Consider the following 20,112-nt stretch of genomic DNA (forward strand, 5'->3'; position numbering starts at 1 on the left):
AAGATTAAACCGAAGTGAAAGCTTCGGTTTTTTTATGTCTTTCTTTTATGCGCAAGATAGACACCAACTAGAATTAATAAGGCGGCCAAACCTTGTATAAAACTAAAGGCTTCGCCATCTAGCACTCCCCAAATCAGAGCTACAATTGGCATGACATAGGTTACAGAAGAAGCAAAGACTGGAGTAGAGATTTGTACTAGTTTATTAAAAAACACCTTGGCCAAAGCTGTACCGAAAACAGAAAGAATAGTCACGTATACTAAAGAACTAAGCAAATAAGGATTATGAAATCGTTCTGCTGAAAAGAAGTCCGTAAACAGTAAGACAATCAAGGCCGGAATAACAATAAACACATAGTTTCCAGCGGCAATGGCCAAGGGCTTTACATGTTGTAAATAGCGTTTTATAATATTCACATTGGCAGCATACATTAATGTGGAAGCAATAACGAAACCTGCATACAAATAGTTTTGGTTGGGATTTAATTCGGATCCCTTTAAAATTAGAATGGCAGTGCCAACAAAACCTATGATAACACCTATGACCTGTCGTTTTGTCGATGCAATTTTAAAGACAGCAAAACCCAATAGGATAGTATTTAGAGGTACCAAGGAATTTAATATTGAGGCTACGGCACTATCAATTTCGGTCTCTGCAATCGCAAAAAAGAAAGCTGGAAAAAATGAACCTAATAGACCAGAGATCAATAACCATTTCCATTTGGATTTTGGAATGGCCTTTAGTTTAGAATAACCTGCTATTAAAAGAATAATACCTGTAATGATAGTTCTGAGCGCACCAAGTTGATATGGCGTAAGCCCCAAAAGTGACTTTTTTATTAAAATAAAGGAGCTTCCCCATATTACGGAAAGTATTATTAAGTAAATCCACTTTATGTTAGGGTTTTTCATACAAAGACAACGTCAAAGTATCACAAAATACGTTAATTCTTTCGCAAGAAACAGCAATATTTATTAGATTTATCCAAAATTTAATAGTTTAAATCTATGAAGACATTTAAGAGTATAAGTATTGTCGCAATGATGATTTTGGTTTTCACATCGTGTAAAAACGATAAGCAACCAGAGGTTAAGACAGTAGATGTAGAAATTGCTAATAATGATGTTTCTAAAACTCTAGACCCCAATGCTAATTATGCTAAAGTTGAATTCGGTATTGATGGTATGACGTGCGCTATGGGTTGTGCAAAAACCATCGAAAAGAAAATGGCCAAAATGGATGGTGTAAAATCAGCTAAGGTCGATTTTGACAAACGATTGGCCATGGTAGAATTTGATGAGGCCAAAGTAACTCCAAAATCCTTAGAGGAAACGGTAACTAGTGTTGCGGAAATATATAAAGTAAAAGACATCAAACTTGTTGATGATTTTAGTGAAAGTAAAAAGACTTGTAAGGCCGATTGCAAGATGGCATGTTGCACAGGCGATGCGAAAAAAGATAAAGAAGCCTGCATGAAAGATTGTAAAAAAGAATGCTGCTCTGGAGAAAAGAAAGCAGAGTAGACATTTTTTAAATTCAACGTTATATAAACGCTATCCAATTCTTGGATGGCGTTTTTTATTGGACTTGCAGCAGAATAAAAGCAATTGCGAGACATCCTATTGGCAAAAACCATAAAAGATATATGGACGTATTCTTAGCTTTTGTTTTTGCGTTTAGAACGTTTCGTTTTTTACCATTAAAGCGCATCCAGTTTTTAAAAATGATAAATACCGAAATTAATGCAAATAGTATCCAAAACTTTGTTGAGGATATCGTCATCATCTTCATCTGTTTTGCAAAAGCCATAAAGAAAGCTACCAAGGCCAATATGATGGATAGTTCTAGGAAGTTGATATATGCTAATGCCAAACTAAGACTTTGTTTTCCTAAAGTCTTTTTATAATAGTTAAAAACAGAAATATAATAGTGGTCTAACATAAGGACATTATAGATAAAAAAAACCACATCTTTTTACCCAAGATGTGGCTCTAATTTTAATTATCAGACATTAGTTATTGCCAGTAACTTCAACATTGTCTATATGATATCTTGTAGATGCACTAGGATCAGAACCTTCATAGAAGAATCCGATTACGGCATTACCATCAACACAAGAAATATTAATAGGGCCAACAGTTTCAAAGTTGCCAAATCCTCCAGAAGGTCCAACAGGAATAGTAGCATCTAAAATAGACCAAGTTGCTGTTGTTGGATCACCTGAGTAGTCTGTAGATATCCAAATGGATAAATTCGTACCATTATCAAAGTTTGGTTGTACATCAAAAGATAATTCTTCTCCTGTTGTAGTATCCATATTTATCGCAGGTGTAACTAACCATACATCTGCTTCATCATTTCCAGAGTTAAAAGCAGAAATTCGAGAGTAGAAGTTACCACTAAAGCTACTAATAAACCAATCTGTATCTGTACCACTAATGTTTATATTATCCCATCCTTCAGAATTGTAAGTGCCAAACCCTTCAAAGTTTTCTTCAAAAATGGCGTCACCACCACCGGAAGGACCGGTACATTCCAGAAAATCTGGATCACATCGCTCTGAGCTGTCAAAGTTGATATTTTCAGGAGAGTTTACAACAACATTGAAAGTTTCGCCAAAGAAGTCTTTAGTTAAAACCGCATTCATACTACCTCTGCCAGACGGTAAAGCTAAGCCTTTGAAATCCGCAAAAGTACTTGTGCTAAATATCACAGATGCAGAAGCAGCACAGCTTTCTAAAGTACGCTCACCGTCGAATTCATCAGATGGAGCTGCAGCATATGTTGGAGGAATTCCTGTGTTAAATAAGTTTCTATTAAACTGAACATCTTGCAATTGTACGTATAAATTTGTCTTATCATCAGAAAAATCTGCAAAAGCCAAAGAAAGCGGAATCAAAGTCTCTTTCACAGCGGATCTTGAGATGACTTGGTTCTCAATGGCAGAAGGTATTTTATCAACCTCATTACCATTTAAAGCACCAAGTGTTAAGACGCCATTTGTAATGCCAACAGATAAACCATTAAGTCTTATATAAATTTTTCTTCCTAAATCATAACGAACAAAAAGAGGGTTAACATCAATAAGTAATTTTATTCCAATAGTTGGGTTTTCAAAATTATCTTGAAGAATTATTTCTTCAAAGAAATTTCCACCCTCATCGGAAGAAACCACATAACCTTCCATAAATAAATCATCTTCTGTAAATGAGTATGAAAATGTAGTGTCTTCATCCGTATAATCTAAAAATCCGTTTCCTTGTTCTTGCGCAAGTTCACCTGCTACAGAATTTATAGATCGTAATGCGTTTTGCGGTATGTTAGGTTCTTCGATTATGGTATTTGGAACATCAAAATCATCATCCTCAACACAACTATTAAATACTACTAAACCTATAAGTAGTAGAATTAATTTGTTAATTTTTAAAGTTTTCATGAGCGTTATTTTATTTTTTGAATCGGATACATGGAATCCGTTCGATTTTATTTTTAATATTTTAGTTTGTTCTGACATAGCTTTTTTAAAATCTTACATATACATTTAAATAATAGGTAGTGCCGTTACCATAAAAATAACGATTACCAAATATAGGACCGTTCGGATTTGACTGTTCTGTAATTTGATTGCGGTAGTCAATGCGTCTAGATTGTTCAAATCCACCAGTTCTATATTCTTTGTCGAATACGTTGTTAATTGTAGCAAAGAACCCAACAAAGTAATCCTTGATTTTCCAGGATTTACCTCCAATGATATTTACCAGCATGTAATCGTCAAATTGTTCTTGTTTTAATAATTCTTTAGCTATGTCTTCATCATAATCGGCAAATGTATTTCCGCTTACATTAAAAACTCCTCCACCTTCGAAAAAAGTATCAGTATTTATGAATTCGGGATCTTGAGCGAATGCTGCTGATCGTCTAAGAGCACTTGCATCTACATAGGCATTAGAAAAGAAATTACTAGTTATGCCAATATTCCAAAAGTCAGGATCTCTATATTCAAAGCCAATCTGGTAAGCTCTTTCTGGTCCACCTGAGATGTGGAGGTTTTCTAGATTAGTCGTGCCATCACCATAAGTTAATTCTCTAAAATTGTTACTCGAATAAGATAGGTTTGGATTGTTAGTGTAAACATATTGCCCAACAGATGCCGCTCCTTTCAGCTTAATGGTAGGTGTTATTTGATATTCAATACCAAGTTCTCCACCAACGTGTCTACGGTCAACATTAGTTAATATTTCTTGAACTAAACTAGCTGCACCTTCAGTAAAAAAGAAGCCTATTTCTGTACCTTTATTAAATTGCGTATAGAAGCCTGTAATACGTGCTTTAATCTTAGGTGATCTATAAATATAACTTCCATCTACAGACATGATTTCTTCACTTTGAAGATCAGAAACTATCTGATTGTTTTGTCTAGCGTTAGCAAAAGAACTTCTAATATTTGGTGCTTTGGTAAAGATGCTTGCATTAACATCTAATAAATGGCTTCCGGTAACTTTATAAGTTAGACCTCCTTTTAGACCATAATTAGTAAAATCAACTTTTTCACTTTTTCCAAAAGAGCCTTCAGGGCCTTCACCAGTAAAGTAACCGTTTTCATAGAAACCATTTCTCTGATATGCCGTTGATGAAAGGTTTGCTCCTAAATAAAAATCTACTTTTCTATATTTAAATTGAGCTTGGGCAAAAGTACTTATAACATCAGCATCTATGTCATAGTGGTATCGATATTTGTCGCCTTCTTCTGCAATTCTGTTAGGTGTTCTAACATTACTTTGCGCTGTAGCGTTTCCTTCTTGCTGAGCATCTTCATTAAATCCATCAATATCCAAGTATCCAGGACCACCAAGTAAATCTTCAATCCTAGCAAAATTTTCACTATTTAAACTTCTATAGTTTAGAGAAGCATTTAACCTTATATTGTCGTTTATTTCGGCATCAAGTATAGAATTAATAGATAACTGCTGATCCTTTACCACATCCGATTGTAGTGCATAGATGTTATAACCGTTCAATTGATTAGCATCATAAAATCTATTCCAATCTAACTGCCCATCATTGATAAAATTTTGCTCCGCTAAATAGGCTTGTTGGAAATCATATGCAGATGGATTAGCGTCTTGTAAAAAGAAGCTCGGTAAGTTTTGATAATATTCAGGAGTTGGGTTACGAGCTCCTCCTATAAATATGGTCTGACCATTTGATTCGACAATTCTTTTTCCATTATTATCAATTCTAGTATTTGCAATTTCACCAAACTGATAAGCTACATTGGTATTTAACTTTAGTTTAGAAGAGATATCCCAATAATGATTTAACATTAAGATCGGCTCATTGGTTTCTCTTATTCTAGCATTGCGTTGTTCTCCATTAAATTCTCCCCAGAACGGATTGTATTGACGTCCTTTTAAATTGTAGACTTCTTCTGTTATTGCGGTAGAACGGCCACGTCTATTTTGTGCGTATATACCTGTGAAATTTATGCTGTGTTTATCATTAATTTGTTTTTCAACAGCTACAAACAAAGAATTGGCATCGTATAAAGTTCCGTCTATATATCCTTCTTCACCAAAACGTCTAGATCCTAATACAGAATAAGACCAACCACCTTCAAGAAGTCCTGAGCTATAGCTTCCCATGACCCTACCTGCATAACTTCTGTTTGCAGAAGCGTAAGATACGCGTCCACCTCTTCTATATTTTGAGGCACGCATTACGATATTATTGGTTCCAGCTAAATCCCCAAAAGTGTAGTCATTAGCAGATATTCCCATAGAGAATTCTTGGTTACGCTGCACGTCGTTAAGTCCACCCCAGTTTGCCCATTGTGGTCTTCCATTAAACTGCTTGTTCATTTCTATACCATTGATAAGCACTTTACCATTGGCATTGTCTAAACCTCTTGGTCTAAAGAATGTAGCACTAAAATCAAATGCTGCAGCACTTAGAAATACATCTCTAGAAGCTTGTAAAAGACCAGAAATATTATCGGTTAAACCATCATCTTCACTATTCAGATTGGCATCTGAGATAGAAATAGTGAATAAATCTTTTTTATCGCTCGTATCAAAATCTAACGTCATGCCGCTTATGTCAACGGTCTGACCTTCGTTTACAATGATAGGATAACGTTTTGTAACATAGCCTACTTTTTCAATTTTCAGAACTTGTTCTCCTAGAGGAACATTCTGGGTAAAACTGAACTCACCTTTAGCATCTGTATTTAAGGTTTGTCCTGTTTCTTCAATAGTAATAGTTACATCAGGAATTGGTTCTCCTGTAGTTCCGTCCAAAACACTTCCTTTAACAATAGTTTGTTGTGCAAAACTTGTCAAAGAAAAGGCAATACTGAACAGAAAGAGTAAAAAACTTTTTTTCATGCCTAATTTTAATATTGATTTAATTTAAGATTCCCTTAACATATACATTTAAGGGCGTGCAAATGTACATCATTTATAATAATTACATACTTTTGGCAAGCAATTTGCTTAGGATATAACAATTAGATAATATATCAACTATGGAACAGAACACCTTATAAAAATGTTGATTTCTTTAAAAGAAATCCATAACGGTGTTCCATCCGATTTAATTAAAAAATAAAAATCACCAGATGAAAATATTAAAACCCTTTCTTCTATTAATAGCTATAGTTTGTGTTTCAAATATATGGGCACAAGAAGAAAAGCGCTTTAAAATCCATACTGTAGCGTTCTACAATTTAGAAAATCTATTCGACACTATCAATGATCCATTAAAATTTGACGAGGCAAGTCCTATTATGGAAATGAAAGCTAATCGATCTGAAGTCTATAAAAAGAAGATCAAAAACATGGCTCGTGTTATTGCCAATATTGGTGCTGATAAGACTAAAAATTCACCTGCAGTAATTGGAGTTTGTGAAATTGAAAACAGAAAGGTTCTTGAAGACTTGGTTAATGATCCACTATTATTAGGGAAGGACTATGGAATTATCCATTTTGAAGGACCAGACAGACGAAGTATTGATGTGGCGTTATTATATCAAAAAGCATTATTCAAACCTATAGATTCCAGCTCACATGAATTATTGATTTATGACGATGTTACTAGAAAACGTGTTTTTACAAGAGACCAATTGCTGGTAAGCGGTAAATTAGATGGTGATTTGATTCATATTTTAGTCAATCACTGGCCGTCTAGAAGTGGTGGCGAAGCACGAAGCAGATCAAAACGCGTTGGTGCTGCAAAGTTAAACAAGCGACTTATTGACTCTTTACAATCTATAGATCCCTATGCGAAGATTTTTACTATGGGAGATTTAAATGACGACCCTACGAACGAGAGTGTAAAAAAAGTATTGAAAGCAAAAAAAGATAAAAAGAAAGTGCCTTTCAAAGGTATATATAACCCATATGAAAGAATGTTTACGGATAAAGGCTGGGGAACAACAGCTTATAGAGATGCCTTAAGTTTATTTGATCAAATAATGATGACAAAACCATTACTCGATGATGATTATTCGTCCTTTAGGTTTTGGAAAGCAGGTATTTATAACCCGTCGTATATGTTTAATAAACGAGGGCGTTATGAAGGCTATCCATTTAGAAGTTTTGCAGATGGTGGCTTCACAGGAGGTTTTAGTGACCACTTCCCAGTTTATGTTTATGTAATAAAGGAAATTAAAGAAGAAGCCGAAACAACAAAAGGCTAATTTAAAAGGACTAAAAAAAGAGGCACAAATTTTATTTGCGCCTCTTTTTTTAATTAAACCATAGGTTCCAAGGAATCTTTGCTAAAACTAAAATTAGTGCTAACGTATAAAAAATGGCTAGTAATTTAAATTTTGGTTTAGAAACTAATTTCTTTTTATGTTTGGAGTAACCTATTGTCACTAAAGCTACTGCAATGATCATTGTAATAGGATGTTCGATAATTAAGTTTCTTAGTTCAGAATTCTTCATAACGGCTCCCATGCCACCAACTTCTTTGATAGTACCGAAATAATCTTTTGTGAAAAATAAAATGATACCTATAAGTAGTTGAATGTGCATGGTAATCAATGCGAATAATGAGAACCTAAAGTCCAACGCATCATACTCCTTGTTTCCAAAAAATTTAATCAATGCATTAAAAGTCGCAATTACTAAAACAAGTAAAACAATATAAGCCCAACCAGAATGTATAAATTGTAGTGTTTCCATGTTACAAAAATAGGGATTTGAATGGAACAAATTTATTCGGAGATAGTAATCTTATGTTTTAATTCATTACCCAATTCATCAACAATGGTAATAATATGATGTCCTTCTTTAGGTAAAACAGCCATGTCATGAATGACTTTTGTGCTGCCAATAAATTGATTATCAATATACCAGTATAACTCTAGTTCGGGTTTTGAGTGCGCTACCTTGAGTACTAGATCATTGGTGTTCCCATCAAAATCTTTTGGTAGAAAAATAGTGCTTTGCTGATTGGGATAAATAAATTCCATTCTAATTCCTGAAGCTTCTAAACAATCTGTTCTGTAGGGTGGGAGTTCTTTATAGAAAGGATTTTTATTTTTGAAATAATACGCTTGCAAAGGGGGCAAAACAAACCAAGGTTTATTATTTATATTCGAAACCGCTTCGCAAGATGAGTTTACCTGAAAATGTTCCGAGGTATCCAAATGGACCAGCTGATGAAATGGGCAAGGCACTGTTTTTTGACCACTAGCCTGGATATATCTTAGTTCCTTGTCATCACAGATGGGAGAAGCTCTAAAACCACTTTTCTTACAAATACTTACTTCCAACATTTCATCATAGGGTTGGACAAACCAGTCACTTTTAGGTAGCACATCAAATACATCAAATAAAATTGGAGCAGCAGTTTGTACGCCAACCAAGCCAGGACGTCCTTCACCATCTGCATTACCAACCCAAACACCAACGACATATTCTTTTGTAGTGCCAATTGCCCAAGCATCTCTAAATCCAAAACTAGTTCCTGTTTTCCACGCAATTTCCTGAGACGAATCATAGAATTCCCAACTTTCATCACTTTCAGGTCTATTCACTTGCTTCATACTTTCAAAAGTTAAGTAGATGGAAGCGGCATCAAAAACAGTTTTCTCCTTATTTAGTGCTCCAAAGTCAGCACTCGATTCAGAATTATATATTGGTTGAACAAATTCGTTTGTAAAGTATTGACTAGAATTATCATTAAAGTGATTCAATGTTGAAGCCATTGCAGCGTAACTCTTACATAAATCCCATAAGTTGCTTTCTGCACCTCCAAGGACTAATGATAAGCCGTAATGATTGGCATTGTGTTTTAAATCTTTGAGCTGCAGCTGCTTCAAATAATGATAAAAACGATCCAGTCCAAAATCTTGAAGCATGCGCACAGCAGGAACATTTAAAGAACGCGACAAGGCTTCATTAGCATGTACTGCACCATCATAGGCTTTGTTGAAATTTTCGGGTTGGTAGCTGCCGAATTGAGTCGGTATATCAGCAACTAAGGTATTTGGTAATAAATCGCCAGCATCCAGCATCGATGCATATAAAAAGGGTTTTAGAATACTTCCTGTACTTCTTGGTTTATCAATAATATCCACACTTTTTTGATGTGCTTTATCTGTTGGTGAATTTCCTATATAGGTTAAAACTTCTCTTGTATTGACATCCAATACTAATACTGAAATATTATAGATTTCATTTTGTTTTAGAAGATTGTAATGTTGTTTGACGATGTTGTTTACCTGTTCTTGAAGTGCGATGTTTATAGTGGTTTTGATGCGCTCTCCTTTATGTGCCTTGGCAACTTTTTGGAGTAAATGTGGAGCGATTTGAGGTAATTGATAAGGTTTTTGAGGTAAGCTTTCTGCAATGGATAAATCATAGGTTAACTCGTCAATGGTACCGTTTTCTAAGAGCTTTTTTAATAAGCGATTGCGTTTATCTAACAAGCGTTTTTGATTTTTCCCAGGATAAATTAAACTTGGCGCATTTGGCAAAACGGCTAAGGTCGCACTTTCAGCCCAAGATAAATTTGAAGCACTCCTATTAAAGTATCTCCAAGAAGCGGCATCAATTCCAACAACGTTACCTCCAAAAGGCGCATGGCTTGCGTACAACTTAAAAATATCGTCTTTAGACAATCTCAATTCCAATCGTGTAGCCAAAATTATCTCTTTTAGTTTTTCGATATAGGTTCTCGATTGACCTTTTCGAGATAAACGAATTACCTGTTGCGTAATGGTGCTACCACCTCGTTTTACAGAACCAGAACTTAAATTTTCTTTAAGGGCCTTAAAAATCGAAATAGGATTAAAACCTGGATGCTTGTAGAAGTATTCATCTTCAAATTGAAGAATACAGGTTTTAAATTTTTCTGGTATACTATCACTTTCAGGGAATCGCCATTGACCATCATCTGCAATCAAGGCACCTAAAAGTTCGTTGGAATTACTTGTAATAACTGTTGCAGTGGGATCTTTAAATAGTTTTTTGGGTAAACAGAAATAATAGACTACAATCAGTATTAAAATCACAAAAGATTTTATACGATTACGTCTAAAATATCTAATTAACCTATACATCAACTATACAATTATCTGTAACATCAGATTTTATCAACTTTTTGTCGAAAAGTAAAAATCATTACACAAAGTTATCTATATATTTAAACGTGCAAAACCCTCGCTTAGATCTCAAAATTCTGATAATTCTATGTGTTTTTTTCTTTTCTGAAAACACATATGCCCAATTGGGTTTTTGCCAAGGAAATTCAGGTGACCCTATTTTTACAGAAACGTTTGGAACAGGAACACAAGATACGGCTTTACCTACTGGTACAACAACATACGCATATGCCAATGGATCAGATCCCAATGACGGACTTTACACGGTTTCAAGCAATACGGATTATTTTGATTGGTTTGATATTCCAGACCATACTCCAAATGATGTAAATGGAAGGATGTTGGTAGTGAATTCGGATTTTACAGCTGGCGAATTTTATAGAACTACTATTTCAGGATTATGTGAAAATACAACTTATGAGTTTTCGTCGTGGATGATAAATTTGTCACCAGCTGGTGGATTTTGTGGTGCAGGTGTTATTCCTATTAATGTGAGATTTGAAATATGGGATAGTACTGATACTAATCTTCTGGCCTCAGGTGATACAGGAAATATAACAAGTTCTGTGTCTCCAAACTGGAATCAATTTGCACTAGTTTTTCAATCTATACCTGGACAAACATCCGTCATTCTTAAAATGCTAAATAACGGTACTGGAGGTTGCGGAAATGATTTGGCAATAGATGATATCGTTTTTAAAAGTTGTGGCGATGATATTGAGTTGGTTGATGGATTGGGTGATTCATCAATCACTTTGTGTAGCACACAAACGCCATTTTCCGATACAATCTCAGCTTTGCCAGATAATTCGGTGTTTAGTTCACATTTTTATCAATGGCAAGTTAGTAGTGATGGTGTCATTTGGACGGATATTCCTGGTGAAACAAATGCTGGAATTGGCATAGGGGGTATAACATCAACAACATATTACAGAGCAAAAGTTGCAGAATTTGCGGCTAATCTTATTAATCCAGATTGTATTACATTTTCTGATGTTTATGAGATTATAATTAATGAAGCGCCGGTACAACCTACTCTTGAATGCTGGGAAACGGCAACATTTGATGAAACCCTTTGCGACTGGATAATTATAGGGACACAACCATTAGCACCTAGTGGATTAGAGTGCTGGGAAACGGCGACCTTTAATGATATTACTTGTGCATGGGACGTATCAGGTACTCAACTTACCCAACCAACAACAGAATGTTGGGAAACAGCAACATTTAATGTGACTAGTTGTGCTTGGGAAATAACAGGCACTGAGCCAGTACAGCCTAATTTAGAGTGCTGGGAAACAGCAGTTTTTAATGATACTACATGTGCTTGGGAAGTTAGCGGTACGCAGCCGACTGCACCAACAGGATTGGAATGTTGGGAAACTGCTACGTTTAATAATGCAACTTGTATATGGGAGGTTACAGGTTCCCAACCAGAACAGCCAGCAACGGAATGTTGGCAGACAGCGACCTTTAATAACGTCACCTGCGTTTGGGAATTGGATGGCATTGAACCAGAAGAACCCACTAATTTAGAGTGTTGGGAGACAGCAACGTTTGATACTACACTTTGTAGTTGGGTAGTTACTGGAACGGAACCAGTAGAGCCAACAGATTTAGAGTGCTGGCAGTCCTCATTTTTCAATGAGACTAGTTGCACATGGGAAATCATCGGTACGCAACCTCTAGAATTTAGGGATGAGCTTGTATCTTTTTGTGAAGATACTGACGTTATGCTCGTGGCAACGTCTTCGATTGCAAGTCCAGAATACCAATGGGCTTCTGGAGAAATGTCAGAATCAATAATCGTTGATACGGCTGGCAGTTATGAGGTTGAGGTTACGGATGGTTGCCTAACTGAAATTATCACCTTTAATGTAACGGAAATTGAAAATCCAATAATAGATACCATCGTTACCGATGGAAGTTCAATAACCGTCAATTTGGTCAATAATGGGAATTACCAATACTCCCTTGATGGTGTTAATTATCAATTTAGCAATACTTTTATTGATGTAATTTCTGGATTATATACTATTTATGTGAAATCAAGTGAATGTGATGCCATAATTACTCAAGAGCATTTTCACTTTTTCATTCAAAACTATATGACACCCAATGATGATGGTAAAAATGATTTCTTTTCTTTGAATCTTACACAATTTTTCTCGGCATCAGAAGTCTATATTTTTAACCGTTATGGAAAGCTCTTATTTTCTGCATATAATGCTGATGTCAATTGGGATGGGACTTTTGCTGGCAAAGAACTACCAACTTCAGACTATTGGTATCGTATTGTTTTAGATAATCAAGAGTTTAAAGGGCATTTTACATTGAAGCGTTAAGTGACATGCGAATTACTACTTTTCAAACTCATATTCGCGTTCCACTTTACAGATTTTCACATTATACCAATTGTACCATTGTTCACGCCCTTTTTGTTGGGCAAATAAGTGCTCAGTGTTCGCTTTCCAGTTTTTAATCGCTTCCATACTTTCCCAATAGCTCACTGTAATACCTACACCTGCACTGAGCCCAGTCGAAGAGTCATTTCTTGCGCTATCGATACCAATATAACCTTTTTGTTGTTTGGCTAAGGTTTCCATTTTGTTAGCCATTTCGGCATAACCTTTAGTATCTTCAGTGTGAGTTGATGTAAATATTACAGTAAAGTATGGTTTAAAGCTTTTCATTGTTTAGGAACCCTTTGGGATTTCAAATTCAATTATTTTTTCAGAGATGTTGTCTTCAGAATCTGTCAATATAAATTTAATGAAAACGCGATTAGTAGACACACTCACAGGATAATCTTTAATATTCTCTATGGTCTTTACATAAGCTAACCAATCTTCTCCACATTTGTCAACCACATCCTCTTTTAAATTGTCCGTCGCTGTTTCAACAAAATGCTTCCAGTCTTTTTCAGTATAAGTCAAGGTTTCGAACGTATTCGACTTTAATTGCTTTAATGGCTTCCATTCAGTATCAAATTGTTTCCACTCGTTTGAATTACACTTAGAATCTGTACTCATAAAGGAAAAACTGTTTTCGTAACGTTGAAATAGGCTAACTTGCTTATAGTCGTTATCAACTAAAATAATGTGCTTTCCTTCTGGTGAATCACTCGCATCAACATTAATTGTAGTAACATCTTCATGCTTTAAATCATGCGTTCTTTTGTAATCACTAGTTGCTAAGTTTTTGATTTCAACCTTTACATTATCTAGATTAAGCCTAATCGTTCTCGCTATTTTGTTTGGTGATAAATAGCCATTAAACACATAACCGATATGGTTTCTAGTTTCTACTTTCACCCATTTTCCGCTAATCTTCTCACCTCCATCTAGGACAACCAAATTTTTATCTGTTTCTTCTAAGACACCAATAGCTTCGCCATAGGCTAATTTCGTTAGCATTTTTCCACTAACATCGGGTTGATCCCTAAGAGATAATCCACTTTCTGCCGCTACGTAGGCTTCTTGTTGTTCTTGTGCGTTTACTATTCCTAAATTGAATACTAATACGATCGCTAAAATCTTTTTTAAATAGTTCATAATTACTTGTTTTTAAGTTAAACGTTTTAGCGGTTTACGTTCTAGGATTCTTGTCTGTCGACCGACAAGTTTTAGTTTAATTTTTTAATTCAAGTCACTTCGAGTGAAATTCCTTTTCTGGAATTTTGTATCGAGAAGTATATATGTTTAGTACTAAAAAGTTCTCGATACAATTCTGACCCAAAAGTCAGAATCACTCGAACTGACATTCTTGTTATTTCTCAACAGTGACCCACTGTCCTTTATTTCTAACCAAGTAATCATCGTTATCATACATCGCTTCAGCTTGCGCACCTGGCAAATAATACGTGCCTAGATATGATGCGTTCAACATTACTGTAAAGGTTTTGGTACCATACTTTCCTTTTCTATTCATATCAAAATAGAAATTGACACGATCGTCTCTAATATCGGTATACCTAGCATTGCTCACGGTCGTATCTCCAAAATCGGTAAATCGTGTATTAACGATGTCCCAACCTGATGGAAAAATTTGTGTCAATGCCACATCCTTAACATAGTCTCTCGTTAAGTTTGAAATACTAACGCTTGCCACAAAATCTTGCCCTTGTTGTAGTTTTGTGATATCAATTTTATTGCCTTGTAAATCTTTATACACTGTAGAAATTGAAAATCCGCGTTGTACGGCTAGCTCTTCGCCTAGTTTTAATTTTCCTGAGTTAAGAACTCTAACATAGACCAAGTTGTCTCTTCCGTTTGTAATGGCAATGTTGTTGGTGCCATCATTAATAGGAATACTACGTTGCGCGATGCCGTTTTTAGTATCAATGGTTTCTGTTTTACCATTGATAGTGTAGGTCACTTTTAAGTCCTTACCACCATTTTGGGTTATCATTTTACCAATGGCCAATAAACTATAGGCTGTGGTTTGCGTACTCATCCAACGATTACTCGATAAAGATTTGGCTATGCCCTTTGCTAAATCTGTCTTTTTTGGGTGATTGGTGAGTAACATAGTTTCTAATGCCATGGCTCTGTTTCTATAGCTAGAACCATAGGTGTAATTATCAGCGCTATCGGATTCAAAATCGATATTTGCAGATCTAGATATAGCATCACTTGCTTCTTTTTGTCCAGCTAGTGCATAAGCCGCAGCTAATCGCCATTTTGCATCGTTAGAGATTTCCTCAAACTCTCTTAAACGGTTCATGCTTGCTAAGTCAGGACTACCAGCTAATGCTAAAGTGTATAAGCGATAGGCTTGTGCAAAATCGTTGTAACTACTTCTGTAACTAGGCCTCCAATTACGAGCAACTTGCCTTTGGTAAGCAATCCAATTACTCTTAAACGTTAAAGGTAAAACGAATCCTTTCTTTTCGGCTTCAATCATAAAATGACCAGCATAACTTGTTCCCCAGTCACTAGCTGTACTTTCTCCAATCCAATAGCCTAATCCACCATCTGGATTCTGAAAATTTCCTAAACGTCGAATGCCATTCTCGATATTACGTTGTACTTCCTTTTTCTTTTTATCAGTTAAATCAAAGACATCTGCTAAATACAACTGTGGAAATACACTTGACGTGGTTTGCTCTACACAGCCGTGAGGATAACGAATGAGGTAAGCCATACGCTTTGAGAAATCCATAGGCGGCAAGGTCGAGAATTCTACGGTGGCGGAATTTGTTCCTGGTACGCCAAAGGTTGAAAAGTCAATCGTTTGATTGCTATTAGCCTGCAATTCATTATCAATAACACGAGAGGTCATCGGGTTGGGATTCTCTACATCAATTTCAACTTTGTATGTTGATTTTTCGCCATTTCCTGTAGCAACAACTTCAATCGTGTTGATGCCTTTTGCTTTAGTGACATCCAATTCAAAATAGACCATTTTCTCATCCGGCTTGCTGAACTGTAATGATTGTTTACTGTTGCCTTTAACTGTAATACCATCACTAAGTTTTAAGGAAAGGTTCACGTTCTTCACTTTTTGTTCCATAGCAAAAACAGTGACTGGAAGCGTTACTTTCTCACCAGGACTCAATTTGCGAGGTAATGTGGCCAAGACCATCAGTGGTTTTTTTACTTTAACTGATTTCTCAGCACTACCATAGGCTTCAGTTGTATTATCTCCTGCTACAACCATTGTTCTTACAGCACCAACATAGTTTGGCATTTTAAGTTGGTGTGTTTTGGTTTGCCCCTCTTTTAAAAGGAATGGTCCTAAATAGGTGACCACAGGTTTAAAACGGTTCGCTTTTTTGTTTTTGCCTTTGGCTGCAGAGCCGTCTCCACCAATGGCGAAGACTTGGTCAATGCTTCCTGAATACGCACCAATCACATCATCGAAAATATCCCAAGTTTTTACACCTAGAGCTTCGCGAGCGTAAAAACTGTTCCACGCGTTTGGTGTTTTAAAACGCGTTAAATCTAAAAGACCTTCTTCAACAACAGCTATGGTATAAGTCATGGCTTTGTCATTCTTTTCAGACACTTTAATTTCATACGACTGTTCTGGTTGAATGGCATCTGGCATACTAAGAACAGGCTCTAGTTTAGTCGCTGGATTTTCTACCATCATAGGAATGACGCCATATAAACGAATCGGTAAATCATTGGATGTAATGGCATGTGGTTGCAACAAGGATATATTGATAAATACATTTGGTGCCATTTCTGCTGTCACAGGAATGTTAACTGTGGTTTCGCCAGGTTTTGTTGCTATCCATTGGTGCTTAATGATTTCAGTACCATTTTCTATACTCACCAAAGCTCTTCCTTCACTACCAGATGGGAATGTCAATTTAGCAGTTTCACCTACATTATAATTTTCTTTGTCTGTAGAGAAGACTAACATTTTGGCGGCTTCTTTATCACCAGATGGTGAATTTGACCACCAGTTTTTATAGAAATAAGCAATACGTCCGGTGGCATGCCCACTTGCAGGATCATAGACCCTGATTAAATAACGACCACGATCTTTTTCAGGAATGTTGAGTTTAAAATTTGCTTTCCCATTGGCGTCAGTGTTAATCAAGTATTGCTGAATAGGTCTGTGATAGCTACTCGATACGTAACTTGACAAATTATCATAAGAGGAATTCCACCACCATCGCCATTCTACTTTATACACTTTAACCTCCAGTTTGTTGCGTTGAATTGGTTTCCCATCAGCAGTGACTGTGGCAACATCAAAGGTGTGGTTTTCGTCTGTAAAGAACGAACCGTAATTATTGCCTTTTGGTGATTGTAGTCCAACAAAACTTTCATAAGGAGCATAGGGCATGGTAAACGCGTCGAGTGAAAAGTCACCACCATTTTCAAAAGCTCTTACTAAGAACTGTGCATTTAGCATACCAGGTGCATTCTTGCCAACATTTAGTTCTGAATTGATTTTAGCGTTCCCGTCTATATCTAAATTGCCCTCAAAAACATTGGTTTCTTCTGTACTAAAGTTTTTGGTTGGGTCGCTAAATACATAATTTTTATAGCCTCTAAAACTAGTATAAGATGTTGTGAATTTTGCTTTTACTTCGGCCTTTAAATTCTTGGCTGGAGCACCGTGTAACCAAGTGACGTTTAGATCGCCTTTTAGAAGTTTGTTGTTGGTTAACACCTCATCTTCAAAATCAATTTTGATTTTCAGACGGTTTGGTTTAACCGTTTCGATTTTTAAGCCTTTGGTAAAATTGGCACCTCCAACAGAGACCTTAGCATTGTAGTTTCCAGTTTTGTAATCTGACGAGGTTGGCACTTTAAAGTCATAAAAATTATTAACGTTATCTACAGACACTTTTCTATAAACCAGTTTACCAACAGGATCCGTAATTTCAAGTTTAACAGGATGACGCTTTGGTAATTTATTGGCTTTGTCATTAAGCACAAAGGTTAGGAATAAACTATCTCCTGGTCGCCAAACACCACGTTCGCCATAAATGTATCCTTTGAGTCCGCGTTGTAATCTATTTCCTGAAACATCGAATTTACTTAACGACAGGGAATTGCCATCAAAAAGTTTCACGTAGCTTATGTTTTTTCCTTTAGAAACAATAGCAAAAGCCGCACGTTTTTTGGCATCGATTTCTACAATACCATCGTTGTTGGTATTACCATTTGCCAATTCTTGTTGCTGATAATTGTATAAAGTGATTTTGGCACCAGATTCTGGATTCGTTGATAAGATATTCGTTACCGCAAACAAGTAGGTGTTATCGTTCCCTTGTTTTGCTATAACACCAATATCTGAACTGATAAGATTAGCCGCAACGGTTCTGTTGCCATAGTTGAAATAGGATTCGGTACAAGGGTTGTCTCTGTCGCGATACCTATAGTTGGTGTTTTTATAGCTGTAAGTCAAATTATCCCAATAGCGCTCTTCGCGCAGTTCTTGTTCTTCTTCAGAAATATCTTCTGTAGCGTAGAAGTCCTCTTCGTAATAATCATCGTAGTAGTCGTCATAATAATCGTCTTCTTCGACTTCGGTAGTTGTGGCATTAGACGTACAATCGTATAAGGAATAGTCGTGTTTAAAGCTCACTTCGACTCTGTAAATCGAACCCGGATCTGCCTTTAAATATTTGGACAGATCGATACTGTAGGCTTTCCACTTTCCTGTGTTCTGAGACTTATCGCCAATCAAAGTAATGGTCTCTTTTGCTATACGACGTCCAACGTGTTTTATGTGATATTCATTATTACTATTAATACTATTCTCTTGAAGAAATTGAAGTACATTATCCTCAAATATTTTAATAATTCTTACATCAACTTTACTCAAATTAACGGCTTCGAAATTGAACTTTAAATCTGATGAATTTGGAAGAATGGAACCATTACTGATTAAACGGACTTGTGGCTTTAATTCCTCAAAGGTTAGGGTTTGCGTAAATGGATTCTTGAGTTTAAAGCCATCGGTATTTTTTATGCCGGTAAACACATCGACTCTAATAGCACCAACAAGTTTGTTGTCGGGATAGACTTTTAAGACGTTACCATCAACAATATACTTTGGATTTTTTACATTTTGAAGGGTAACCAGGCCAGCAAAATTTTGTTGCTTTTTTAATGGATCTGAAAAGTTAATGGATAGATATTGCTCCGGATTTTGAATGACATCAGTTTCTACAATGGTAAAGTTATTTTTTCCCGGAATCGCAATGAAGTTTTCGCCTTTGTTTTCTGCTTTTATGGCTTTTCCATTCCACGTTACCTTAACGTTAGTGTCCTCAATTTCGCGTTTGATGCTGTCTATTCTAAACTCAAAATATTTGGATTGTGTATTGTCTTCCAACCATACTAGATTTAAGTCTTTTTTGTTTTGCGAAGCAGTCACCAATTTTTTGGCATCTTCTAAATTAATAACATCAGCAGATTGTAAAACACCAAATAGATATTGCCATTCTTTACTATAGGATTGCAGGTTGTTTGTAACAATATTGAAGCTCGGTGTTATGGTTTTAAATTGAAAAGTGTAGTATTCAAAATCTTTGGGAATACTATTATATATATCGTCTAGTTTTACAGTAACTGTGTATTCTGTATCAGCTTCTAATACTTCGTCTGGTGTAAATAGAAGTGTATGTTTATTGAGTGCTTTTAAGGTACCTTGGACATAAGGATGCATTTTTACCAATTTAGCATCTAGTTCTTGCTCTGCTTCCCAACTTTCAACCTCTTCTGCCAAGGTAATTGTAATTGGTTCTACGACAGAAACACGTCCAGAAGTGGTATAACTGATATAGTCACGATACTTAAAGATATTATCGGTTTCTACAGGCTTCTTTTTACAAGAAATTACGATGAGGAGTAGAGCTAGGAAGGCAAGGTACTTTTTGATTTGCATTGTACTGATGGATTTAGTGGTAAAACTTCGACTTAAAAAGAGAGGTAGGTACTTTCTTGTTAAATAAGTACGCCAATTTTTAAATGTTTAGACTTTGGGTTGTTGTTAAATTGTTCTTAAAGTTAAGAAATGTGATATCGCAC

At 35.9% G+C, this 20,112-nt stretch carries 12 protein-coding genes; 4 read left to right on the forward strand and 8 right to left on the reverse strand.

What is annotated here, in order from left to right:
* Nucleotides 1–32: 32 nt before the first annotated feature.
* Nucleotides 33–911: a DMT family transporter gene (locus H7F21_RS02980; RefSeq protein WP_185787740.1), complete on the reverse strand. Its 879-nt coding sequence runs from the start codon at nt 909–911 to the stop codon at nt 33–35.
* Between the two features lie 96 nt (nt 912–1,007).
* On the opposite strand from H7F21_RS02980, the gene H7F21_RS02985 reads away from it, so the two are divergent.
* Nucleotides 1,008–1,523, forward strand: a complete 516-nt coding sequence (locus H7F21_RS02985) for a heavy-metal-associated domain-containing protein (RefSeq protein ID WP_185787741.1) — start codon at nt 1,008–1,010, stop codon at nt 1,521–1,523.
* Nucleotides 1,524–1,645: 122 nt separating this feature from the next.
* The gene (locus H7F21_RS02990) at nt 1,646–1,906 is read left to right on the forward strand and encodes a hypothetical protein (protein WP_185787742.1); all 261 of its coding nucleotides are present in this window, start codon (nt 1,646–1,648) and stop codon (nt 1,904–1,906) included.
* Nucleotides 1,907–2,011: 105 nt separating this feature from the next.
* Here the strand turns inward: H7F21_RS02990 and H7F21_RS02995 are convergent, their stop codons facing one another.
* Nucleotides 2,012–3,436, reverse strand: a complete 1,425-nt coding sequence (locus H7F21_RS02995; protein WP_185787743.1) for a DUF5689 domain-containing protein — start codon at nt 3,434–3,436, stop codon at nt 2,012–2,014.
* Nucleotides 3,437–3,521: 85 nt separating this feature from the next.
* Complete coding sequence (locus H7F21_RS03000; protein WP_185787744.1) at nt 3,522–6,383, reverse strand: TonB-dependent receptor; 2,862 nt, start codon at nt 6,381–6,383, stop codon at nt 3,522–3,524.
* Between the two features lie 233 nt (nt 6,384–6,616).
* Between H7F21_RS03000 and H7F21_RS03005 the strand changes: the two genes are divergently transcribed.
* Complete coding sequence (locus H7F21_RS03005) at nt 6,617–7,696, forward strand: endonuclease/exonuclease/phosphatase family protein (protein ID WP_185787745.1); 1,080 nt, start codon at nt 6,617–6,619, stop codon at nt 7,694–7,696.
* 49 nt (nt 7,697–7,745) lie between these two features.
* On the opposite strand, the gene H7F21_RS03010 is transcribed toward H7F21_RS03005, so the two are convergent.
* Both H7F21_RS03010 and pbpC read right to left on the reverse strand, forming a co-directional pair.
* Nucleotides 7,746–8,186, reverse strand: a complete 441-nt coding sequence (locus H7F21_RS03010; protein WP_185787746.1) for a hypothetical protein — start codon at nt 8,184–8,186, stop codon at nt 7,746–7,748.
* Between the two features lie 32 nt (nt 8,187–8,218).
* Nucleotides 8,219–10,570, reverse strand: a complete 2,352-nt coding sequence (gene pbpC / locus H7F21_RS03015; protein WP_185787747.1) for a penicillin-binding protein 1C — start codon at nt 10,568–10,570, stop codon at nt 8,219–8,221.
* A gap of 89 nt (nt 10,571–10,659) precedes the next feature.
* On the opposite strand from pbpC, the gene H7F21_RS17555 reads away from it, so the two are divergent.
* Nucleotides 10,660–12,957, forward strand: a complete 2,298-nt coding sequence (locus H7F21_RS17555) for a T9SS type B sorting domain-containing protein (RefSeq protein WP_185787748.1) — start codon at nt 10,660–10,662, stop codon at nt 12,955–12,957.
* 15 nt (nt 12,958–12,972) lie between these two features.
* Here H7F21_RS17555 and H7F21_RS03025 read toward each other — a convergent pair whose 3' ends face one another.
* The 3 genes from H7F21_RS03025 to H7F21_RS03035 all read right to left on the reverse strand — a co-directional run bounded on the left by H7F21_RS03025 (nt 12,973) and on the right by H7F21_RS03035 (nt 19,969).
* A complete protein-coding gene (locus H7F21_RS03025) occupies nt 12,973–13,305 on the reverse strand; it encodes an antibiotic biosynthesis monooxygenase family protein (RefSeq protein WP_185787749.1) in 333 nt (110 codons plus the stop codon).
* 3 nt (nt 13,306–13,308) lie between these two features.
* The gene (locus H7F21_RS03030) at nt 13,309–14,166 is read right to left on the reverse strand and encodes an SH3 domain-containing protein (RefSeq protein WP_185787750.1); all 858 of its coding nucleotides are present in this window, start codon (nt 14,164–14,166) and stop codon (nt 13,309–13,311) included.
* Nucleotides 14,167–14,380: 214 nt separating this feature from the next.
* A complete protein-coding gene (locus H7F21_RS03035) occupies nt 14,381–19,969 on the reverse strand; it encodes an alpha-2-macroglobulin family protein (RefSeq protein WP_185787751.1) in 5,589 nt (1,862 codons plus the stop codon).
* Nucleotides 19,970–20,112: the final 143 nt, after the last annotated feature.

Source organism: Winogradskyella flava (assembly GCF_014243395.1).
In the GTDB taxonomy this organism is placed as follows: domain Bacteria; phylum Bacteroidota; class Bacteroidia; order Flavobacteriales; family Flavobacteriaceae; genus Winogradskyella; species Winogradskyella flava.

Bases quoted from the DNA above. Each gene is read 5' to 3' on its own strand.
- H7F21_RS02990 (WP_185787742.1), top strand. From the start codon at position 1,646: ATGGACGTATTCTTAGCTTTTGTTTTTGCGTTTAGAACGTTTCGTTTT.
- H7F21_RS02985 (WP_185787741.1), top strand. From the start codon at position 1,008: ATGAAGACATTTAAGAGTATAAGTATTGTCGCAATGATGATTTTGGTT.
- H7F21_RS02995 (WP_185787743.1), bottom strand. From the start codon at position 3,436: ATGAAAACTTTAAAAATTAACAAATTAATTCTACTACTTATAGGTTTA.
- H7F21_RS03000 (WP_185787744.1), bottom strand. From the start codon at position 6,383: ATGAAAAAAAGTTTTTTACTCTTTCTGTTCAGTATTGCCTTTTCTTTG.
- pbpC (WP_185787747.1), bottom strand. From the start codon at position 10,570: ATGTATAGGTTAATTAGATATTTTAGACGTAATCGTATAAAATCTTTT.
- H7F21_RS03005 (WP_185787745.1), top strand. From the start codon at position 6,617: ATGAAAATATTAAAACCCTTTCTTCTATTAATAGCTATAGTTTGTGTT.
- H7F21_RS03025 (WP_185787749.1), bottom strand. From the start codon at position 13,305: ATGAAAAGCTTTAAACCATACTTTACTGTAATATTTACATCAACTCAC.
- H7F21_RS03010 (WP_185787746.1), bottom strand. From the start codon at position 8,186: ATGGAAACACTACAATTTATACATTCTGGTTGGGCTTATATTGTTTTA.
- H7F21_RS03030 (WP_185787750.1), bottom strand. From the start codon at position 14,166: ATGAACTATTTAAAAAAGATTTTAGCGATCGTATTAGTATTCAATTTA.
- H7F21_RS02980 (WP_185787740.1), bottom strand. From the start codon at position 911: ATGAAAAACCCTAACATAAAGTGGATTTACTTAATAATACTTTCCGTA.
- H7F21_RS03035 (WP_185787751.1), bottom strand. From the start codon at position 19,969: ATGCAAATCAAAAAGTACCTTGCCTTCCTAGCTCTACTCCTCATCGTA.